Annotated in this window: 17 protein-coding genes; 7 read left to right on the forward strand and 10 right to left on the reverse strand. The window is 35.2% G+C overall.

Features of this window, described 5'->3' with window-relative positions; translation table 11 throughout:
* Nucleotides 1-12: 12 nt before the first annotated feature.
* Both hemF and MUB18_RS16115 read right to left on the reverse strand, forming a co-directional pair.
* Nucleotides 13-912 carry an oxygen-dependent coproporphyrinogen oxidase gene (gene hemF, locus MUB18_RS16110; protein ID WP_248753839.1) on the reverse strand — a complete coding sequence of 300 codons (900 nt, stop codon included), beginning with the start codon at nt 910-912 and terminating at the stop codon, nt 13-15.
* Between the two features lie 6 nt (nt 913-918).
* On the reverse strand, nt 919-1923 hold the full coding sequence (locus MUB18_RS16115; protein WP_248753840.1) for an NAD(P)H-dependent glycerol-3-phosphate dehydrogenase: 1005 nt from the start codon (nt 1921-1923) through the stop codon (nt 919-921).
* A 213-nt stretch (nt 1924-2136) separates the two neighbouring features.
* On the opposite strand from MUB18_RS16115, the gene MUB18_RS16120 reads away from it, so the two are divergent.
* A complete protein-coding gene (locus MUB18_RS16120) occupies nt 2137-2445 on the forward strand; it encodes a hypothetical protein (RefSeq protein WP_108159777.1) in 309 nt (102 codons plus the stop codon).
* Nucleotides 2446-2585: 140 nt separating this feature from the next.
* Here MUB18_RS16120 and MUB18_RS16125 read toward each other — a convergent pair whose 3' ends face one another.
* Nucleotides 2586-4301, reverse strand: a complete 1716-nt coding sequence (locus tag MUB18_RS16125; RefSeq protein ID WP_248753841.1) for a hypothetical protein — start codon at nt 4299-4301, stop codon at nt 2586-2588.
* 101 nt (nt 4302-4402) lie between these two features.
* On the opposite strand from MUB18_RS16125, the gene MUB18_RS16130 reads away from it, so the two are divergent.
* Entirely contained in the window at nt 4403-4855 is a 453-nt protein-coding gene (locus MUB18_RS16130) for a DinB family protein (protein WP_248753842.1), read from the forward strand.
* A 219-nt stretch (nt 4856-5074) separates the two neighbouring features.
* On the opposite strand, the gene MUB18_RS16135 is transcribed toward MUB18_RS16130, so the two are convergent.
* From MUB18_RS16135 to MUB18_RS16165, 7 genes are all read right to left on the reverse strand, one after another.
* On the reverse strand, nt 5075-6277 hold the full coding sequence (locus MUB18_RS16135; RefSeq protein WP_248753843.1) for a DUF4374 domain-containing protein: 1203 nt from the start codon (nt 6275-6277) through the stop codon (nt 5075-5077).
* A gap of 30 nt (nt 6278-6307) precedes the next feature.
* On the reverse strand, nt 6308-8623 hold the full coding sequence (locus tag MUB18_RS16140) for a TonB-dependent receptor domain-containing protein (protein ID WP_248753844.1): 2316 nt from the start codon (nt 8621-8623) through the stop codon (nt 6308-6310).
* Between the two features lie 942 nt (nt 8624-9565).
* Nucleotides 9566-9781, reverse strand: coding sequence for an Hsp20/alpha crystallin family protein (locus MUB18_RS16145; RefSeq protein ID WP_248753845.1), 216 nt, complete (start codon nt 9779-9781; stop codon nt 9566-9568).
* Nucleotides 9782-9792: 11 nt separating this feature from the next.
* The gene (locus MUB18_RS16150; RefSeq protein ID WP_248753846.1) at nt 9793-9996 is read right to left on the reverse strand and encodes a hypothetical protein; all 204 of its coding nucleotides are present in this window, start codon (nt 9994-9996) and stop codon (nt 9793-9795) included.
* A 17-nt stretch (nt 9997-10013) separates the two neighbouring features.
* Entirely contained in the window at nt 10014-10304 is a 291-nt protein-coding gene (locus MUB18_RS16155; protein ID WP_045754186.1) for a hypothetical protein, read from the reverse strand.
* Nucleotides 10305-10501: 197 nt separating this feature from the next.
* Complete coding sequence (locus tag MUB18_RS16160) at nt 10502-10867, reverse strand: hypothetical protein (RefSeq protein ID WP_248753847.1); 366 nt, start codon at nt 10865-10867, stop codon at nt 10502-10504.
* 16 nt (nt 10868-10883) lie between these two features.
* Complete coding sequence (locus MUB18_RS16165) at nt 10884-11471, reverse strand: RNA polymerase sigma factor (protein WP_228115924.1); 588 nt, start codon at nt 11469-11471, stop codon at nt 10884-10886.
* Between the two features lie 647 nt (nt 11472-12118).
* Between MUB18_RS16165 and MUB18_RS16170 the strand changes: the two genes are divergently transcribed.
* From MUB18_RS16170 to bglX, 5 genes are all read left to right on the forward strand, one after another.
* Nucleotides 12119-15004, forward strand: a complete 2886-nt coding sequence (locus MUB18_RS16170; RefSeq protein WP_248753848.1) for a transcriptional regulator — start codon at nt 12119-12121, stop codon at nt 15002-15004.
* A 360-nt stretch (nt 15005-15364) separates the two neighbouring features.
* Nucleotides 15365-18481 carry a SusC/RagA family TonB-linked outer membrane protein gene (locus tag MUB18_RS16175; RefSeq protein ID WP_108159784.1) on the forward strand — a complete coding sequence of 1039 codons (3117 nt, stop codon included), beginning with the start codon at nt 15365-15367 and terminating at the stop codon, nt 18479-18481.
* Nucleotides 18482-18499: 18 nt separating this feature from the next.
* Nucleotides 18500-19927 (forward strand): RagB/SusD family nutrient uptake outer membrane protein, encoded by a 1428-nt coding sequence (locus tag MUB18_RS16180; RefSeq protein WP_248753849.1) that lies wholly within the window; start codon nt 18500-18502, stop codon nt 19925-19927.
* A gap of 87 nt (nt 19928-20014) precedes the next feature.
* The gene (locus MUB18_RS16185) at nt 20015-21361 is read left to right on the forward strand and encodes a glucoamylase family protein (protein WP_248753850.1); all 1347 of its coding nucleotides are present in this window, start codon (nt 20015-20017) and stop codon (nt 21359-21361) included.
* Between the two features lie 33 nt (nt 21362-21394).
* The gene (gene bglX, locus MUB18_RS16190; protein WP_248753851.1) at nt 21395-23683 is read left to right on the forward strand and encodes a beta-glucosidase BglX; all 2289 of its coding nucleotides are present in this window, start codon (nt 21395-21397) and stop codon (nt 23681-23683) included.
* Nucleotides 23684-23749 lie beyond the last annotated feature (66 nt).

A 23749-nucleotide genomic window follows, 5' to 3' on the forward strand; every position in this document is an offset into this window, starting at 1 on the left:
ATTTAGATTAATTTATTGTATCCAATTGATATCCTTCCTCAACAAAGAAAGAGTTTTAGCTTCTTCTGAACCTGCTTCTGGTTGAAAATCATATGCCCAGTTAGCTTGTGGCGGCAAACTCATTAAAATCGATTCAATACGACCGTTGGTTTCTAAACCAAATTTAGTTCCAGAATCCCAAACCAAGTTAAATTCAACATATCGACCTCTTCGGAGATATTGCCAGTTTTTATGGTTATCGTTATAATCTTTATGACGATTTCTATTGACTATCTCTGTATAAGTAGGTGCAAATGTGCGTCCTAAATCACAAGAATATAGGAAAATTTCTTCAAATGTCAACCCTGTTTTTTCAGGCGTTAACTTATCATAAAATACACCTCCTATCCCTCTAGTTTCCTGCCTATGGCGAACATAGAAATAGTCATCCGCCCATTTCTTAAAATCTGTATAGAAATCAGAATGATGTAAGTCGCATACATTTTTCATCTGCTGATGAAAAAATTGGGCATCTTCTTCAATAACATAATGTGGTGTTAAGTCAATACCTCCACCAAACCAGCGAATCTCTTCATTTAATTCAAAATAACGAATATTCATATGAATAATCGGTACGAAGGGATTGTTAGGGTGAATTACTATGGATACGCCCGTCGCAAAGAATTCATCTTCCTCTACACCAAATGATTTTTTGATCTGTTCGGGCAATTTACCATGAACTGCAGAAAAGTTGACCCCTCCTTTTTCAATGATATTGCCATTTTGAATAATTCTTGTACGACCGCCGCCGCCACCCTCACGTTCCCAAATTTCTTCTTCAAACTTTGCTGTTCCATCTAACTTTTCAAGTGCTTGACATATCTCATCTTGAATTATTTTGTAGGTTTCAGCTATTTTTAATCTATCGATCATATTGGACTAACTTAATTTTTCGGCCAATTGGCTAATGATTGTTGTGGCAGATTTGTGCTGATATAAGATCTGATAAACGGCTTCACAAATCGGCAGTTCTATTTGATGCTTATGCATATAATGTTGTATACAAGCAGAGGCATAATATCCCTCGGCGACCATATTCATCTCAAGTTGAGCAGACTGAACGCTGTAGCCTTTACCGATCATTGCTCCAAAAGTTCTATTTCTACTGAACTGAGAATAGGCCGTGACCAATAGATCTCCTAAATAAGCTGATTTATTGATATCACGAAGCGGGTTTGGATCGATCGTTTCTACATAAGTCTCCATCTCCCGGATTGCATTTGAAATCAGGACCGCTTGAAAATTATCGCCATACCCTAAAGAATGACAAATTCCACCAGCCAAAGCGTAAATATTTTTCAAAACAGCTCCATATTCAATACCATAAACATCATCGGAAATAATGGTTTTGATGTACCTACATGCTAACAATGAAGCGACCCATTTGGCATTTTCTTCGGATTTAGATCCAAAAGTCAAATATGATAATTTCTCCAAGGAGACTTCTTCTGCATGACAAGGTCCACCGACTACTAAAATATGATCTAATGGCACATCGTATACTTGCTGGAGATAGTCTCCGATAATTAAATTCTCGTCAGGAACAATACCTTTTATAGCAGACACGATAATTTTGCCTTCAAAATCAGATTTTGTGACACCCTCTAGCGCTGCTTTAAGATATGCTGCTGGTGTGTTTAAAATAATAATATTCGATCTCTGAATAATTTCACGTGCATGGGTTGAAATATGATCAGTATCTAACTTTACTTCAACGGCACTTAAATAACTTGGATTTTTTTTATGCTCTTTGATATAGTCAACATCTTCTTGTTTACGGACCCACCAATAAATATCCTTCTCGACAACGTTGTCACCCAGCATTTTAATCATCGCTGTAGCCCAACTCCCACTACCAATAAGCCCTACTCTATTTTTTTGCATTAAATTTTATTATAGACAGTTTCAGCAAATATACTTAATTATACAATAATTAACATTCTCCTCCTCCCTAACTTAGGATATTATCTATTAAATAGAGATTCAAAAGAGTGAATTCAAAGTTATTAAAGTAAATGTAGCCTTTTTTGATCCATACAATCCATGTATTTCTTATAAAAGTTAATCCTTATTTTTGTTTCAACTAGATACACATTTATGGATCAATTAAACTTTTCAACGAATTGGAATAATAAATTAGATTGTACAGCTTTTACAACATTGCGGTTGCCAAACGAAAAATATAAGCTTGGTGAATTATTTCAAATTACGTTAAATGGTGTTGAAAAAGGTATTGGGCGTATAATATCCATTACTTATATCAACATCGATAATATCAATGAGTATATTGCTCGATTAGATACAGGTTATTCTACTGATGAGTGCAAAGTTATCATCCGTAATATATATCCAACTATAGATTTTACTCAGCAGCCACTGGTTTTGCTATTAATTGGTAAAATTTGAAAGAAATATACTCCTCTAAATTCATATTGTTCGAAGAGTTCCCGTTTATAGAGTTAAGTTAAAACTCATAAATTTGTAGTGTACCTCATCATTATATAAATACAACTATAATTTATAAATATTGACCTATTCATGTTCAATTATGAACGTTTTTTTAATACATAGGCAATCACACCTAAAAGAACTGTAGCTATTCCCCCAAACCAATAATAATTTACTTGAGGACTTGAACTAATAGACATACGTCCCCGTAGATCCTTAATTTTATATAATGTTTTCATCCCCAAATAATCATCATAAATATAATCTCTGGGATCTGCCGTCTGTATAATTTGCAAATGCTCCTTTTGTTCGTCAAAATAAAATACCTTATTTTTATCCTTAAAAAAATGATGGTATTTCACTGATACCTGTTCGCTATTTGGCATATCGCCAGAACATGCGTTCAACACTTCCACATATGAACCCAAATAACTAATACTTGCATAATCAGCAATAATGGGATAACTTTTTTTACCATCGAAAAGAGAATTGTTAAAAAGATAAAATGTACCAAGTTGTTTTACAATTTGACTAGTTAATCGCTTTTTGTTGTCTAAATGAGTTTTAAACTGATCAGCAATAAAATAGATGTAATTTTCATCAACCAACGCCTTGGGTAAATAGCTATTGTAACTGTATACCTCAGGAAAAAACTTTGCATCTGCAGAAATATTGGTACTGATAATCTTAAAATTGTTAGCATCTTCAAAATAATAAAAATCACTACCCTGCAATAATTTATCCTGAATTGCTTTTAATTTTGCTGCATCAGTCTTAACAGTATAAGCTTGACTAAAATTATCATCCCAAATGGGATAAATTTTATTTGCATACAATGTATAATTTATATTCCCATAAGCTGGAATTAAAGGTTTAAATCCTGAATAGCTATATTCAACATCGATATCTTTCCCTGTTAATGGGTCTTTGCTTGAAACAGATGCACCATCACGTTTTTTAAGTATATATCGTTCTTTTTGCCACATGGGGATGTCAGCATTGATAAGTTTTAAAGAATTATAATTTTTAACTCCTAATGCCATTAATTGAGGAGTAACATCAGCAAAACTACCCTCTTTTCTAATACAGAACATGTGATTTTCATCTGCTATATAATCCTCGTTCTTAAGTTGATTGCAAGAATAATAAATTAAATTTTCAGGATTTAGATGTGGTATTTCAGACCACGTATATTTCTTATCTGAATTTAAATCAATACTGACCACAAAAACCTTATTCTCATTTTTCACATACATACTATAACTGTAGCATTTTACGTTAACGAGGTTTCGGGGTAACTCGGTTAACTCTACTTTTGTTATATTATTTCCCCATCCGTCCATATAGACCCATTTTCCATCAATGAAATATAATCTACCATTTATATGTTTTTGATTGATATTTGGTCCTAAAACTTTTGAATAGATCACTTCCTTATCATCAGATGGTTCTCGCTTACTCAACATATAAAAACCATTCTTATCAGAAAACATCAAAGTACCTTCATCTTCCCCTATAGATTTATAGCTTTCTTTGTCTATACCTTTTATCGGTATGATTACTTGCCTAGCATAGCTAAACCCATTAGGATCCCTTTCTGTGAACTGGTAATAAACACCATTATTCTTAACGATTATTTGATAGGATTTTGAGGTATGATAATGATAACATTCACTAGCTATTAATGTTTGTATAGTAGCAAATAGGAACAATATCGACATAAAAAATCCTAATAACAGGATAAGAATCGGCGATCTTTTTGAGCAATCATCCATTTTATTGCTAACTGTATTCATCCATAATAATAGAAGCATAAGCTATATTTTTAAATCTTTACGAATACAAATTGAAATTCTTATTAAATTTCACAAATTCTTACTTATATTTAATATTTAACCTAAAGAATTATTACAAGATGTCACATCCGATTAAACAATTGTGGTTATACAATGATTGGGCCAATAAATCAATAATAAATGCTATAAAACCTCAGATTGAAAAAATACCTTCATCTGCTATAAAACTTTTGAGTCATATCGTAAATGCACAGATGATTTGGTTAAGTAGATTAAATGGTGAAAAATCTAATTTAGGTGTATGGGATGAACATACCATCATGGAATGTGAAAAATACCATAACTTATCTTCGGATGGTCTTGAAAAAAAAATTCGAGAATATGATGCGTCTGAAATGCTTAATATCTCCTATTTAACGACAAAAAATGATCAATTTGAAAATCTTTTCGGCGATATTATACTACATATTTTTAATCATGGGACCTATCATAGAGCTCAGATAGCTGCAGCAATGAGAAAGAATGGATTTGATCCAATTAATACAGATTACATATCTTTTGTAAGAAAATAGAACGGATAAATACTTATTTAAAATCAGAATAGCTCATTTCCATATTAAGAAAGACTCCTATGTGAAATAGGCAAAAACTTCATATAATCAGTTGTCAATAACCATCAAAAAAAGCTAATGATATGACATATCTTTAGCTTTTTTTGATGGTTTATTTTAATGGGATGTGTTGAACATCGGGAAAACATAATGCATAACTAAATTTTATGCAGATATATATTAATTTAATTTTGCAATCGCAGTAATCGTTCCGCCGTCAACGCGCAATCCTTGAGTAGCAGAAGCAGTCGTTGCATCAATTTTGTAGACATAACTTATTCCTGTTTTCAAAGTAATGCCAACATAACCAATGCCATCTTTTTTAGTATAGTTTGTTGATGTAACACTATTTATTTCACTACCGCTTGGCAGACCAGACACTTTTTTAAAACTCTTATCATATACGTTGACAACAGCAAAATTATATTTATCAGCAGCATTCATCGCATTCATGGATACCACAAAGTTTCCTTTCCCAACATACAACCAATTACCAATTTTGTATCCTCCTGACAATTCTTCAAAATTGAGATAATAACTGAAGTCATACGCTGTAGTTCCCTTATTAATTCTAACAATTGCAGAAGGTTTTTTGCTCGTAACTTTACCTGCTGTGGTTGCTGCCGCTGAGGAAAACGCATACAAATCACCTTTCTCGTCAACTGCTGTTCCATCCAAGAAATAGGCTCCAATATAGCTTGTACGATTATCTTTGATGACTTTTTCCAGTTCCATTTTTGGGTATGAATAAACTGCAATCCATGAACTATCTGGATAAGCAGTACCAAAAGAATCACCACAGCATCCTTTAATTGACATATAAGGTGCAAATACTTTATCTCCAAACTGTCTAATCCAAGTAAAGTGCGCCAACTCCCCATTGCTAGAGGGTATTTGATTGTTTATAGTTCCCTCTCCAGTAATCAAGAGGCTATTGGTATTGACAATATAGAAATTAGATAATTTATTCGTAATCGATCTAGATATTTTCATCAGTAAGATATCATTGTTAACGGGAGCAAAAGCTTGTACAGTTTCGGATTGAAAATCTGAAACCTTATTAAGCGTTCCATTTTTGATGTCATATGTCGTAACTGCTCCCGGATTTCCCTGTCCATATAACATGGAGAAAAACTTATTATTGGCAGTCATATAATATCGATATGTTCCATCTTGCTCCACTCCATGACCTTTTGTGGTCACCGATCCTTCATCTAAACTTGCAGCTGTCAATAGATAATCGGCCACTCCAGTTGATGCAACTGGTGAAACTGCAACAATATAATTACCAGGATTTGGCGGTCCAACATCATCCTTCTTGCATGAGGTAAATGCAGATAGAACTATGCCTGTAATCAATAATTTTTTAATATTCGTTTTCATTTTCTAATCTTTATATTCGAACGGGAATGATTATTTATTTATAAAATAGCGCAGGTTAACATAAAAAGCTCTTCCTGGTTTTTGTAGACTAAAATTGTCATACACCTTTTCATTGGTCACGTTTTTTGCTTCAAGGCCAATATTATATCGACTATTTGCAACGCTGTATACCACATTGAAATCGTGGGTAAACTGTTTCGGAACGACCAATTTTTGTCCTCCTCTACTTGGCCAATACAAATAGAATTCATGTACATAAACTAAGTTATAACCTACATTCAAAGTATTTCCTTCATTCATAAAGTTCTTAAAAATAACAGAGGCATCTCCATGAGCAAAAAAGTACGGGATATTAGGCATTTGGTCATTATATAGAGGGCTGATATTGGAATAATTGGGTTCGTATTTCTGCTTATTCTGTAAATATTGATAGGTGATAGATCCACCTAAAGTCAACCAGCTTTTATACGAATAACGAGCATCAGCATCTGCTCCCCAAGTTTCTACCCCCTCACGATTATCAGCAACAAGTTTTGATTGATTATTATTTAAACGATTGTAAATAAAATCACTAGCATAACGGTATATTAAATTTGCTCCCACAACAAAACGGTGATCTTTATTGATGGCAAAATTATAATTTGTTCCTAAGTTCAAATTATGACTGCTTTCAGGTTTTAATTTTGCGTTAGCTTCTTGATTTTCCACATCTCCAAACATCTCATAGGGTGTTGGCATACGATTTGTCCGTTCGTACGATGTTTTTATCTGTAAATTAGGTTTGATATAATAAGCTGTAGCCAATCCATAACCAAAGCGATTATGTGTGGTGTCAAGAGCTCCATTTTTATTGTTTTGGATCAAGAGCTTTCCAAAAACAGTTGTCGTCCACACATCTTGAATACCATATGTGTAACCCAAACCTAAAATATTTTTGTTCGTTTTTTGTGGTTGTTCATATGCTGCGTTTGTAGGATTCAGCTCGTCGTGTCCTTTTCTATTGAAAGTCGAGAAAACATTGCTTAAGGCAATAGAATGGTTTTCTCCCATTCGATAATTCAAATTAGTTGTTGCTAGACCTTCGTTATTTTTGTAAATATAAAGCTGTCTCGCGCGCTCGCCATTAGTTCCATTCGGTTTTGAGGTGCCATACCAATCATAACGAACATTTACCGTATCAATATTTTGTTCTTTGCCCAGATTATAATTGGCATTAACGATCAAGTCCAATCCTTTAATAATATTAGTCTTTCTATATTTTAAAGTAGGCATGATAGTTGACCCGCGGCGGTGCCATTGTCCGAATACGGACTTCATTCTCGCTCCTGTTTGAATTTCCTTATAATTTTGACCCAGAATAACACCTAATAATAAGCGATCTGCAAAACTTTTGTCCACAAAACCCACCTGCGCTATGACAGATTCATTGTGGTATTTATCATGAAAGCGTTTTACGACAGCATTTTTATCATATGCACCTGTATAAATGTCAGCAGCCTCAACATTTACTTTATAATTATTGTCTGAATAATTCTGAAAAGCATTCAACTGGAAGGTCAATCCTTTTTTAGAAGTAGCGGCAGCATTAACAACAGTTCGGTGTGTATTAAATGATCCATAACTGTAAGAGGCATCAACAAAATTACGAAACCGGTCTGCAGTCACAATATTAATAGCGCCACCTAAAGCATCAGATCCTAACCACATCGGTACGACCCCTTTATAGACTTCAATACGATCCGCAATATTAATTGGGATATTATTGATCTGAAAAGAAGAACCAAAGTTATCCATCGGGATACCATCAACAAAATATCTAACATGTTCACCAGAGAAACCATTTAAAGATAAATTAAAGTTTGATCCAACTCCTCCAGATTCACGTACACGCACTCCAGCTACTTTATCCAATGCCCCAGAAATATCTAATGTGCTATTATATAGTTTTGTTGCATCGATTGCTGTTACATTATAAGCCTGGCGACTGACTTCCTGAACTTTAGTTAATCCCAGAACCTCAACCTCATCAATTGCTTTGTTTGACTTGACCAAGTTAAAATTATGGTGATTAACAGACTCCAAAACCAAAACGATATCCTCTATCCATGTTTCTGCTTCAATTGAGGTGATCTTTACACGAACATTTTTAGATTTTACACTTTTAATTTCAAATAGTCCTTTGCTATCTGAAATTGTTTTCTGTCCTGCGATAGTAACAGTGGCACCATGTAAAGGTTGGTTGTCTAAATAAATGGTTCCTTTAAATATCGTGGTCTGATGTTGTGCAAAACTTGATATAGCACAACAGACAAGGGCAACTAATGCCCAAATTTTTGTAAATTGCATTTCTTTTAATTTCCGTTAGAAGAAGCATACGTTTATGTATGCACAGTTAGTCTAATTATTTAGATTTTAAATGTGCCACGTTATAAATTGCAGCTTATGCGTGGCGTATTTCTTGCTTAGTCCCCAATAAACATCTTGGCTATCGGTTCATTGATCTGTTTATTTTAATATGTATATCTTTCTATATCATAAATTCCTTTCCAATAAGTTGATTATTTGTTAATTGTCAAAAAGTACTTTGGTTTAGTATGTCTGCCCCTATTCAGTATCCAAATTTCAAAAGTGAATAGCCAATACTATGATTAAAACTGATTCAAGGTTGTTTAAGAATAATCAATTTATTTAGACTAATTATAAACAATACTGCAAATATAAAAATTAATCTATGCCCTCAAAACTAAAATTGAAATTATTGAAAGATTAGTAACATGTCGCTTGACTATATACCAATTAATACTGATCATTCATTTTGCACTTCATAAGTATCAGATTCATGACGTATTTATGATTTACAGAAACAAAATTTATCCCCCTATCTACTTACATGTGAAACAATCTCTTTCCAATTGAAAGGACATCAAATAAAGATTTTTACGATAGGAATTTAAGAGTGGCTCTTTGAGGGGATGCTATTTGTTTCTATGGTTCACTCCGCTTCATGTAAGTTTTGACGATAGAACGTTCTCGCTGTTGTTCTGTTATCCAGGTACTGATTTAAAGAAAACAGGCTGGATCAAAAGTCAATTGTACTAGATTGACACTAAATAAAATTTCGACACTTCGATAGATTCAGCAAAAAAGGATCAAAACTCATCAGAGATTTGATCCTTTTTTCATGATTTATGTCATTAAAAGCTAACCTAGCAAATTTAAATTCTGATTTGAAATGGCGAATTTCATTGATGAGAAAGCCTCTTTACTGATATCAAATGCACAGTCTTATTAACTTACCTTAATATTTTGAGCAGGATTAAAAGATTCGACATCTTTTGGTAGAATTACTGTTAGAATTCCTTCTTCATAGCTTGCCGTCAAATTAACTTGAGAGACCTGCTCATTTAATTGAAAAGATCTGCTGAATGATTGTGGAACAAATTCGCGGTACATATACTGCTCTTCGTTGTCTTCTGTTGCAGAGACTTCGTAAGAAATGGTCAATATTTTATCTTTTATTTCAATTTTAAATTGTTCTTTTTGAGACCAGCAGCATATAATTGTAGGGTAAAAAAAGCTTTATTTTCTTCAATATTGACTAATGGTCTATGTTCACGAGAAAACTCATTTCTTATCTTTCCAAATTGTTGTTCGAATTTATTTTTTAAATTGCCGTATTGCGCAAAACAGTCTGTGTTATTATTATTTTTATTAAACATTGTGCTTAAATATAAAGTTAATTGATTGGGATAATGGCTATATGAGAACGTTTGATTTCATGGGATGCTGGCCGTACCGCTGCACCCAAATCTGCTCTGAAATCAGTCGAAATAGGAAACGAACGTTCACGCAACATCTTTTGAGATTTCTTATTTCGCATCTGACTGGCAATAAAGATCGCCAATGCGCTCAATATTGTCCCTGCCACTAATAATTTAAATAGAAGTCCAATTACAAAGGACAGTAAGCCAACAACGAATGTTACTGCTATGAGCTTAGGTATAATAAATCGAATTTTATTTTTCATATTTTGTTTTTTTATAATTACTTTAAAGGCCTTTTGATAGAAGACGCTTTTACAAAGACAATACTTTAAAACAAATCGTATTTTTTTAAAAAAAGATAATTTTTGAACAGATAGCGATTTATAGCAAGTTTTAAAATATAAAAAAAGAGCAGAGAATTATCTTCTCTGCTCTTTTAAGCCTCATCACCTCTAATGGTTTATTGTTGTTCCGTCTGCTCATCATGGGGCTTGTCCCGACATGCCGCTGAAAATCGACGTTTCCATTCTGCTTTGAATTTGGATCGATCATCATCTGTACAATGTTGCGCATGCTTGTTGAAGCACTGTCCATTACACATTTCATGTCTTCGACCTTTAAATCTAAAACCTCCAAAAAGAATTTTTGACAAAAGCAGAATTCCAAAAGCTTGCCAAAAAGAGATCATCTTTAAGCCAAATATTTCAGGCATCAGTATATTCCATAATAACTGTACTCCCCATACAAATAATAAGGCAAGTATGATGCCGCAGGGTATCATAAAAAAAAGCTTCTTCTTTTTATTGCTGCTATATGTATTGTTCATAAACTATCTTTTAATATTATATTTCATTGTAAAGTACACGAAGTTTTTGTCGAAGATGCTTAACGGCATATCCTTTACGACTGATGATTGTCTTGATACTTTCACCTTCCTGATCTGCAATCTCCTGCAGCGTCATATCCTCAATCTCATGCCATAAAAATGTATTTCTCTGTTTTTCTGGTAACTCGTCCAAAGCTTTCATGAGTTGATCCCAGAAAGCATCTTTGAACATCTTCAGTTCAGCATCATTGGTATGGTCGGACAGTAGCAGTTCCTTGATTTGCAATCTTCCCTCCTCATCTTCATACATCTGATCTTCCAGTGATTCGGTCTTTTTTTTCCTATACAAATCTGTTATTTTGTTTTTAGCAACAGCATACAACCAACCACTCATATTCTCCAACTGATCAATATTAGAAAGCCGACTCGTCTGATACCACACTTCTTGTAAAATATCTTCAGCATCTTCAATTTTTTTCACTTTCCCATTAATGAAACGAAGCAATTGAGAGCCATAGTTTTTGACGACCTCGGATATCGAAGATGTTTTTTTATAAGACATGTTTAAGGTATGAGTAGCATCCATACCAGTATAGACGATCATCAAAAATTATTACTTTAAAAACTTCAAAAAATTTTACTGACTATTTTATTTTACTTATGGTGTCAAACGTACTTTTTTTTAAACGTAATTTTATATTTAAAATTCCTAAAATAATTTTAAAAACACCATATATCCGATCTAAAAATATTTTATTGTTACAAGTGAACTGACCATAATCTTTTAAATTTCATATTTTTCCAAATGATTCTTCACCTTTTGGCTGCTTAATTCATGTGTAATAAGGCGCATCATTTTAAATGTATGATAAATAACCCGTAAAATTTTACTAGTTTGCACAACCTAGAATAGCAACTAAATCTTAATTCAAAGAAACGACCGATCTTATCTAAAGTTATTAAATAAATTAAAAGAACCACATTACCTTCCTTATTAACAAGAAGATATAGTTAAATACGGTCAGTTTTAATTTGCTCTTTGTATTCAGGGCATTATATTTTTGAACTTGATATGACTGCCATTTGATTCAAATTTGATGGCAACTCAGCACCTATATCACGACATAGCAGGATGATACCTAAATTTATTCTTAAATTTGCTATTACGATTAGCGTTTTTTATATCATTCGATTTTTCAAAATAAAAAGATATAACTTAAAACCTATTGCAAAGTATACAACATTTAGTCCATGAAATTTTTAATAAAGAGCTGCTTTCTCCTTTTTATATTGATCAATAATCTTCCCACTCGGATTATAGCTCAGGATATACAATATCTAGCAAATCCTTGGGTCCAGCAATTCACAAAATCAGCCTATCAGGCTGGCAATCAAAACTGGGGATTAAGCGTGGATAAACAAGGTTTAATCTACGCCGCCAATTCAGAAGGACTGTTAGTTTATGATGGCGCGTACTGGAATTTATATCCTCATCCCAATAAAGGTATTGTCCGTGTTGTTCAAGTTCATTCGGATGGAAAGGTCTATACAGGCGGGCAATCAGAATTCGGATATTGGCAGAACAACAAAAATGGAAGGTTGGAGTACCATTCAATCAGTAGCCTATTACAAAAAAAACTAAATGATGAAATTTGGAAAATCATTATCCAAGATAAGCGCATTATCTTTCAATCTTTTTCGACCATATACAGCTATGAAAATAACCAGATAAAAACAATTACTGGAGATGGAGAACCTTTTCTATTTGCTTTTCAAGCCAATAAAAGAATTTTCATAGAAAAATTACCATCTGGCTTACATGAATTAAAAAATCATAAATTAGTTCCTGTTCGAGATAAAGACCGGATAAAAGGACAGAATATCCTGAGCATACTCCCTATCGATCAACATTCTTTCTTGATCGGTACAGCCAAAGCTGGATTATTTGTGATGGATAAAAATGGCACTATTAGTCCTTGGCAAAATGATATCAATGAGGAGCTTAAGAATGCACAAATTAACAATGGCACTAAACTGTTGGACCATTATTATGTATTTGGAACAATCCTAAATGGTATTTATATCCTTGATGAAAAAGGTGTTCTAGTACAGCACATCAATAAAAGCCTTGGTTTACAAAACAATACTGTTTTAAGCCTAACTGTTGACAAGCAATCGAATATCTGGACAGGACTTGATAATGGTATAGACCGAATAGCCATTAATTCTGATTTATATTATTATTCGGATAAATCTGGAAAGCTAGGAACTGTTTATTCTGCAAAAATTTATCAAGGATATCTTTATCTTGGAACCAACCAGGGCCTTTTTTATACTACCTGGAATCAGCAAAAGAAATATCAGCCCATCGACTTTAAAATGATTCAAGGATCGCAAGGTCAGGTTTGGAATTTAGAAATTATTAATAACGTGTTGGTATGTGGACATAATACGGGTACATTCCAGATAAAGGGCAACCAAATGAGCTTATTATCACCTAACACGGGGGGGTGGGTAATTAAAAAACTATCTCCTCACTTCCCAACCGTTTTGCAGGGCAATTACACCGGTATATCATTGTTCCATAGTGCAACAAATGTATTAAATTATATCAAGCAATATCCAAACTTCAAATCTGGAGTTCAATTGTTAGAAACGCAAAGTAAAAATACAATTTGGGCAGCAGGATATAACGAGCTTAATCTGATTAAATTTTCAGAAGATTTCTCTGAAATCAAACAGATAAAACCCTATGCACATCAGAAAGGACTACCAAAATCAAATTATATTGGTGTTTTTAAATTGGGTGAGATCAATGTCTTTACCACGGATAGTGGACTTTATTTATACGATGAACTGGTGGATAAATTTACACCATACCAACAAGTCAATAAAAAACTAGGAACATTTGCCAAATCAAACAAAATAACCGTTGCAGGAAACAATAGCTATTGGTTTATTCATAAAACTCGGATTGCTTTAGTCAATCTATTACCTGGAGGGGAAATCAAGGTCGATTCAATCAAATTAGCATCACTGGAAGGTAACATGATGAAGTTTTATGAAAACATAGCGCCCATTGATGTCAATCAATATCTGATCAGTATTGATAATGGATTCTCATTATTGAATTTGAAACATGACAATTTCAAATCCGCGGCAGTACCGATTCCTCTCATTCGAAACATAAGAAGTCTTTTTAGTACCGATAGCGTTTATTTTAATGATGTTAAAGAAACGGTTAAGATAAAATACAGAAACAACAATATCAGAATATCTTACGCGTTGCCGTACTATACCGAAATACCTGTACAATATCAATATAAATTGGGAAATAGCCAAAATGAATGGTCAGATTGGTCTAATTTGCCTTATAAGGAGTTTTCAAACCTTGTGGTAGGTAAGCACCTATTTATCATCCGTGCAAAACTACCGAATGGCTTCATAACCAAAGAGAATACCGTTGAAATTGAAATCTTGCCACCGTGGTACAGAACCTGGTATGCCTATTTAGGATATCTGATTCTGTTAATCTTTTCTTTTAAATGGATTCAGAACTGGTACAATAAAAAATTGATAAAACATGAAAAACAGTTAAAACAGTCCTATTTGCTCAAACAAGAAGAGCTCCTCAAGCAGGAGGCTATTCGTGCGCAGCAACATTTAATTGAGGTTAAAAATAAACAATTGGAGCATGAATTGTATGTTAAGAAAAAGGAATTGACAAATGCAACAATGAATATTGTGCAAAAAAATGAGCTCTTAAATTCATTAAACCATGAACTGCTGCAATTAAAAGATGAAAATGGCAATAAATTAAAAGCGGATCAGCTTCAGAAAGTATCAAAGATTCTTAAAAATGCTTATGAGGACAATATGGATTGGCATCTATTTGAGCAAAGTTTTAATGAGACGCATGAGAACTTCTTCAAAAAATTAAAACAACAATTTCCGGAATTAATGCCAAATGATCTGAAATTATGCGCATACCTCAGATTAAATATGAGTAGCAAAGAAATTGCCAGTCTACTCAATATCACAACACGTGGTGTAGAAATTAGAAGGTACCGATTACGTAAAAAATTGAATATACAAACAGAACAGAATTTAAGTGACTACTTAATGAATATCAACTAAAAATGTCTCTAAGTCGACCTCTCTCATCTGCGACTTAGAGACATTTTTTTATTGAAACCAATCAAAACACTACATCATTACCTCTCATACGATATAGTGTGTTTTTAACACTATCTATCAAATAAAGTAACAACACACTCACTATAAGTTGCTGACAAACAACTATAATTAATAACAAAAACACAAATACTTTTTATTCAAACGGAGTGATGTAATAATGTATAAGTCCAAAATTATACATTTCGAATACTACATCACATCTTTGCTGTAGTGAAACTTAACATAAATGTTAAATTTCATTAACAAACATTCAGAATAATTGGAATTTATTAATTGAAAGGATAACCAAAAAATTCACCTATGAGGAAGTTATTTACATTATTATTACTCCCTGCATTTTGTCACATCAATGTGTCAGTATATGCACAAAGCGGTAAAGTGATTACTGGAAAAATTACAGCTAAATCATCAAACGCCGTACTTTCAGGAGTTACCATTTCGGTTAAAGGCACAAACGTAGCTACGCAGTCGGACGCAAATGGAGAATTTAAAATTGCAGCAGATCCAAATCAAGTATTGATTTTCCGCTACATCGGTTATGATGGTAAAGAAGTGACCATCGGACAACAAAACAATGTTATTGTTAATCTAGCAGAACAAAATACAGCTTTAGATGAGATCGTAGTCATTGGTTACGGTACCGCTAAGAAAGCAGATTTGACAGGTGCCATTTCACGGGTGACGGCAGGTGATATTGTTAAGCAGCCCGCATTGAATGCTGTACAATCTGTACAGGGTAAAATTGCTGGGGTGAATATTATTGCCAATGAAGCTCCTGGCTCTGCTCCTACAGTGATTATTCGTGGTCTAGGAACAGCTTCGGGCGGTCGTGAGCCGCTATACATTGTCGATGGATTTCCTGTCGATAACATCACAAATATCAATTCGGCAGATATCGTATCCATGGATGTCTTAAAAGATGCCTCTTCAGCTTCTATTTATGGTCTACGAGCAGCTAACGGTGTAATCTTAGTAACGACAAAACAAGGAAAAGCAGGTCGTGCTCAAATCACTTATGATGGATATGTAGGTGCTAAAGGGATACTCAATCGTGTTAAAATGGCTGATGCCAATGAATATGTCACTCATTTTAATGAAAATCAAGCAGTAGTAGCTAAAGATGGAATTCCATTAGCACTCAACCAAAAAAACAATACCGATTGGTTTAAGGAATTATTACAAACTGGTATTGTGACTAATAACGTGGTTAGCGTATCTGGAGGTTCAGATGCAGTAGACTATTTCTTTAGTTATAACAACTTTACAGAAAAAGGAATTACAGACGGTTCTCGATATGTACGAAATACCATTCGTAATAATAACACCTACAAATTTTTTGATAACAAATTAAAATTAAGTCAAACGCTAAATGTATCCTTCTCTAATGATCGTACCAAACCATTAAGTGCATTTGATGCGGCTTACCGTCAGTCACCTTTAGTACCTGTTCAGTACGAAAATGGCCGATACGGAAGACCTATTTATAATAAGACTACAGGTGAAGCGACTTATATTCTTGGTGCAGGACAAGCTGGAGGAAAGTTGAATGATACAGGAAACCCTGTATATGAAAACAAGATGCAAGAGCAGTACAACAAAAACTTGTCCATTCAAGGCGGACTTCAAGCCGAATATCAAATCTTCAGTGATTTAAAATTCACCTCTCGTCTCGGTGTGACAAAGTTCTTTTCTCAAAATAGAGGTTTTAACGATATTAAAGACCGTTACTTAAATGAAGACCCTTTAAGAACATCTGCAGAGTTTGAAGAATTGAAAGCAAAGAACCCTAAATCACTTACTTATGCTAATAACAGTTTAAATCTTGCGAAAACGGAGACATTCCGCTGGGCGTGGGAAAATTTCCTATCCTATCAAAAACGCTTTGGGAAGCATAATTTAGATGCAACCTTGGGGACTTCAAGAGAGAAAGTGGAAATTGGTAACATGTCTGATCTGACTGGATACGATGTGCCAAACAAATCACAATATTGGAATATTGATCTTGCTTCTTTAAATTACGATAAGACAGTCATACAGACTTCTTATACACCTACGGCATTGGTTTCATATTTTGCCCGTGCACAGTATAATTACGATTCTAAATACTATTTGACCGCAACAGTACGTCGTGATGGTTCGAGTAAATTTAAGGCTTCAGGAGAATTCTTTGATATCTTCCCATCATTTGGAGCGGGTTGGACTGTTTCCAATGAGAGCTTTATGCAAGGATCAGGTATTGATTTCTTGAAAGTCAGAGCAAATTGGGGTAAATTAGGAAATCAAAAAATTCCTTTAAACGTTTCCCAAGTTTTATCTTCTCCAGGTTCCGCTAATTACAATTACGTGTTTGGACCAGAACAAGACCTTGTACTTGGAGTAGCCTATGGCAGCCCAGCAAGAAATCTAAGATGGGAGGTAACTGAAGAAACTGGTTTAGGCCTTGATTTCACCTTATTAAGTAACCGCTTAAGTGGTAATGTGGATTATTACAATAAGACCAATACCAATGCTATTTTAGAAGTAAAACCCTTATTGAATTCACCGTTTTCTCAAAAATACTTTGATCACGGTGGAAAAATATCAAATCAAGGGGTGGAGATTGGTTTAAATTGGACTGATCAAATTAACGAAAACCTTTCGTACAGCATCGGTGGTAACTACTCATACAATAAAAATACATTGAAAGAGGTAAAACCGGCTTATGATGGTGCTATAGGAGGAAGTCTTAATAATGGACAAATCACTAAACAGTTGAAAAAAGGTCAACCACTCTACGCATGGTATATGCTGGAATCTGATGGTGTTTGGCAAACAGAAGCTGAAATTGCAGATGGTGTGGCAACAACTGGAGCGAAACCTGGTTATTTAAAATACAAAGATCAAAATGGTGATGGAGTTATTGATGATAACGACAAAGTTTTCCATGGATCATATTTACCATCGTCGACATTTGGATTAAACCTGAGTGTCAACTATAAGAAATGGGATTTCACGGCTCAGGGCTACGGAGTAGCAGGCAATAAAATTTACAACGGATTAAAAGGAACTCGGGTCAATGGTGGAGAAAATATTACCAAAGAGACTTTTGATAACCGTTGGACTGGAGCGGGAACATCCAATACACATCCTGGAGCAGCTCATGATGCCCTAGCTTCAAGTTATTATTTAGAGTCGGGAGCATATTTTAGAATCAATAACTTAACATTAGGTTATACTATTCCAAAATTATACAATTCAACATCAAAAATTAGAATGTATTTAACAGCGCAGAACCCTTTCATGTTTACAAAATATACAGGTTTCTCTCCTGAAATTACAGGAACAAATGCTGGCGCTCCCGGTGAAACTGCTGGAATTGAGCTATCTGCTTATCCAACAACACGCAATTTCATTTTCGGAGTCAATGTTTCATTCTAAACTTTAAAAATTAAAATCATGAAATTTAACAAATTACATATAGCCTTAATTTTAACAGCAGGTTTGAGCATGTCTGCCTGTAAAGATTCATCATTTTTAGATGTGCCTTCTCAAGAAATTGTGGAGGAAGGTGATAAAGATCAGGTTTACACACCTGAATCTTTTGTCAATTCTGTCTACGGGATGTTTACGGACTGGAATTATTCGTTTTCTTATGTGGCCATTACCGATATGCTTTCTGATAATGCCGATAAGGGGTCTTCTCCTACCGATCCAGGAGGTGATAAACAAGAAATTGATAATCTAGCGTACACCAGTTCTTCAGGTTCTTTCGGTGCATTATGGTCTCATTGGTACAAAGCTATTGGCCGTGCAACACAATCAATTGCATTGACGGAATCAACTGAAATTGAAGATGCTGCTTATAAAAACAGACTGATCGGCGAAGCGAAGTTCTTACGTGCTTTAAATTATTTCTATTTAGTTCGTGGTTGGGGCGATGTTCCAATTCAAGATCAAGACTTAATCATTCGCGCGCCTAAGGCAGACGTCTATGCTTATATCATTAAAGATTTAAAAGAAGCTATTGAGGTATTGCCTTTAAAATCTGCGTATGAGTCTAAAGACCTTGGTCGTGCTACAAAAGGTGCAGCACAAGCTTTATTATCAAAAGTATACTTATACAATCAAAACTGGAATGAGGCCTATACGTTAGCAAAAGAGGTCATTAATTCAGGTCAATATGGCTTGGAATCAAAATATGAGGTGCTGTGGCGCGCAAGTTCAGAAAATGGCACAGAGTCGATCTTTGAATTTCAGGCACGTGGAGAAGCTATTGCTCATGGTGTACAACAATATTCAGAAGTTCAAGGTGCCCGTGGTGTAACTGGCTGGGGCTGGGGCTTCAATACACCTTCTCAAAATTTATTAAATGCCTTTAACGCAGAACAAGATAATATCCGCCGCGACGCGACTATTATTTTTCGTGGAGAAACTTTGTGGGATGGCCGTGTAGTCGGAACTGGGGTTGAAAATCCAATGTACAACGAGAAAGCATACTCATCCGCTAATGCAGGTGCTGGGGATGGTGATAAAAATGTGCGCTATTTACGTTTAGGCGAAGTATATTTGATCTTGGCAGAAGCCGCTAATGAAATGGGTAACACCGCAGAAGCGACCACTGCACTGAATACGATTCGTACTCGTGTCAAATTGCCTAATACCACGGCTACTAATCAAACAGACTTACGCAAAGCAATCTGGAAGGAACGCCGTCTAGAATTAGCTTTTGAGCATGATCGTTGGTTTGATTTAGTTCGTACTAAACAAGCTCCTGAAGCGATGAAAGCAGATGGAAAAACATTCCAAGAAAAGCATTATTTGTTCCCAATTCCTTACGAACAATTAACACAAACACCAGACATGGTGAAAAATCCGGGTTACTAATCCAGGTTTACAATCATACAACGAAAACTGGGACTTATTAGCACTAAGTCCCAGTTCTTTAATATCCATCGCTCTACTTACGCTACTATGAAGTTAAAATTTAATCCCAAGCTTATCTTAGGCTTAATCTTAATTGGTACAAGCATTACTGCCTGTAAAACACCTCAAACTTTACAGAAAACTACTATTTCTGATGATTCTTTAATGACCCTAGTACAAAAACAAACGTTTAATTATTTCTGGGAAGGCGCAGAACCGAATTCGGGAATGGCAAGAGAAAGAATACACCTAGATGGACAATATCCACTGAATGATTTTAATGTTGTCACCGTCGGCGGTTCTGGTTTTGGCATCATGGCTACAATTGTTGCTGCGGAACGTGGTTTTATCTCTGCCGATGAAGCAACTAAAAGGTTTGATCGTATTGTAGATTTTCTAGCAAAAGCCGATCGTTATCACGGTGCTTGGTCGCATTGGATAGATGGTCTAACTGGGAAATCGAAGGTTTTTGGAAATCAAGATGATGCAGCTGATATCGTTGAGACAGCATTTATGGCTCAAGCGTTAATCTGTCTTCGCGAATATTATCAAAATGGTAACGACCAGGAGCAGCAAGTTGCTAAGAAAGCAGACGCTTTGTGGAAAGGAATTGATTGGGATTTCTTTAGAAATGGCCAAGATGTGCTGTACTGGCACTGGAGTCCAACACATGGCTGGGGAATGAATCATGCTATCCAAGGTTATGATGAGTGTCTAATCAGTTATGTGCTTGCAGCAAGTTCACCAACCCATCCTATCCCAGCTTCTACTTACCATAAAGGTTGGGCAAGAAGTGGAGCAATAGTATCTACAGGCGAAAAATATGGAATACCGTTAATTTTGAAACATAATGCTCCTGAACATGCGGTAGGTCCTCTATTTTGGTCCCATTATTCATATTTAGGACTAAATCCAAAAGGACTACAGGATCAATATGCTGATTATTGGAAAGTCAATGTCAATCACACTAAAATCAATATTGAGTACGCTAAACAAAATCCTCATCAATTTAAAGGATATGGTGAAAACTCTTGGGGCCTAACGGCGAGTTATTCTGTCAAGGGATATGATGCTCATCATCCAGACAATGATAAAGGGGTCATCTCTCCTACAGCTGCACTTTCATCCATCCCTTACGCACCTGAAGAAAGCTTGAAGGCAATGCACTACTTCTATGAGCAAAAAGGTACAGAGCTTTTTGGTAAGTATGGATTTTACGATGCTTTTTCTGAAACAGAAAACTGGTACCCACAACGCTATCTAGCCATCGATCAAGGACCGATAGTGGTCATGATCGAGAATTACAGAACTGGTTTAATTTGGAACTTGTTTATGCAAGCTCCTGAGATTAAAGCAGGATTAAAAAATTTAGGTTTTAAAAGCCCAAAGCTATAATACACATTATTCACACACAATAACTATTAGAACATGAAACAATGGACTTCCTTATTAGTCGCTGTTGCATTGGTTCCGACACTGGCTTTCACACAGCCAGCGAAAAAACAAGATCCTAAAATGGATAAGTTTATCTCTGAACTGATGAAAAAAATGACAGTAGATGAAAAAATTGGTCAGCTAAACTTAGTTACTGCGGGCGAGGTAACCACAGGTACTACGGCTAGCACTGGAGTTGAAGCAAAAATTGCAGCTGGTCAAATTGGTGGAATCTTTTCTATGACTACACCTAAAAAAATTCGCGCTGCTCAAGAACTTGCTGTCAATAAAACAAGATTAAAAATTCCGATGATATTTGGTCTTGACGTCATCCATGGATACAAAACGACTTTTCCAATTCCACTGGGGCTTTCTGCCACATGGGACATACCTTTAATTGAAAAAACTGCGCGTATAGCAGCACAGGAAGCTACCGCAGACGGAATCAATTGGACATTCTCTCCAATGGTTGACATCTCTAGAGATGCACGCTGGGGACGAATTTCTGAGGGTTCTGGAGAAGACCCCTATTTAGGCTCTCAAATTGCAAGAGCAATGGTCAAAGGATATCAAGGCGATGATCTAACAGCAGTAAATACCATGATGGCTTGTGTAAAGCACTGGGCACTATATGGAGCTGCTGAATCGGGAAAAGATTATAATACGACCGACATGAGTCTTCACCGTATGTATAATGAATACTTCCCTCCTTATAAAGCAGCTGTAGAAGCTGGAGCTGGAACAGTAATGACTTCATTTAATGATATCAATGGAATACCAGCAACAGCTAATAAATGGTTAGTTACTGATGTTCTTCGCAAAGAATGGGGATTTAATGGTATGGTTGTAACAGATTATACTGGAATTTCTGAGTTAATCGACCACGGTTTAGGAGATTTAAAACAAGTATCGGCACTTTCTATAAAAGCAGGTGTAGATATGGATATGGTATCTGAAGGATTTCTGAACACTTTAAAGCAGTCACTCCAAGATGGCAAAGTCTCACAAAGTGATATTGATCGCGCTTGTCGATTGGTGTTGGAAGCGAAATATAAGTTAGGTTTATTTGAAGACCCTTACCGCTATTGCAATGAAGATCGTGCTCAAACTGAGTTATTGACACCTGCAAATCTAAAAGTTGCACGCGATGCCGCTACAAAATCTTTTGTGCTGTTAAAAAATGACAACCAACTTCTGCCTTTACAGAAAAAAGGTACTGTGGCTGTTATAGGACCTTTAGCAAATACGCGAGCAAATATGGTGGGTACATGGTCAGTAAGTTCTGACTTAGTCAATACTCCTTCCCTAGTCGAAGGCATGCAATCTGTTTTAGGCAATCAAGTGAAAATCGTAACGCACTTAGGTTCAAACTTGCTAGAAGATGCCGTATATCAGGAACATGCGACTATGTTTGGCCGTACGATACCGAGAGACAATAGACCTGAATCTGAAATTGTTGCTGAGGCTTTACAGATCGCTGCCCAAGCAGATATTATTGTAGCGGCATTAGGTGAATCATCGGAGATGTCTGGTGAAAGCTCAAGCCGTACAGAAATTGGTATTCCTGCGATACAACAACGTCTTTTGTCGGAATTATTAAAAACAGGTAAGCCCGTCGTACTCGTCTTATTTGCAGGTAGACCAATGACCTTAACTTGGGAAAATGAACACGTTCCAGCGATCTTAAATGCTTGGTTTGGAGGATCTGAAACAGGAGCTGCTGTTGCAGAAGTATTATTTGGTGATGTAAATCCGTCTGGAAAACTAACAGCTACCTTCCCTAGAAATGTTGGACAACTGCCCATTTATTATGCACATAAAAATACCGGTAGACCTTTGGCTGAAGGCGGATCCTTTCAAAAATTTAGATCTAATTATATCGATGTGATCAACAGCCCACTTTTTCCTTTTGGATATGGATTAAGTTACACAACATTCGATTACTCTGATCTAAAATTAGACAAATCTTCTATTAAAGCAGGACAATCTATCCAAGCGTCTGTCACATTGAGTAATACGGGTAAATATGATGGTGAGGAAGTTGTTCAGCTCTATATTAAAGATGTTGTTGGTTCAATTACACGTCCTGTCAAAGAATTAAAAGGTTTTAAAAAAGTATTTTTAAAGGCTGGCGAATCTACAACAGTCAACTTTACAGTTTCTGAGGAAGAACTGAAATTTTATAATAATGACTTAAAATTTGTAGCTGAGCCTGGAGATTTTATCCTATATATCGGTAAAAATTCTCAAGATTTATTAGAAAGTAAATTCCAATTAAAATAATTGATTACTCTTTTAACGTGGGAGCTATCTTAAATGAGATAGCTCCTTTTTTTATGTTATTAAAAA

This window comes from Sphingobacterium sp. PCS056 (assembly GCF_023273895.1).
GTDB lineage: Bacteria > Bacteroidota > Bacteroidia > Sphingobacteriales > Sphingobacteriaceae > Sphingobacterium.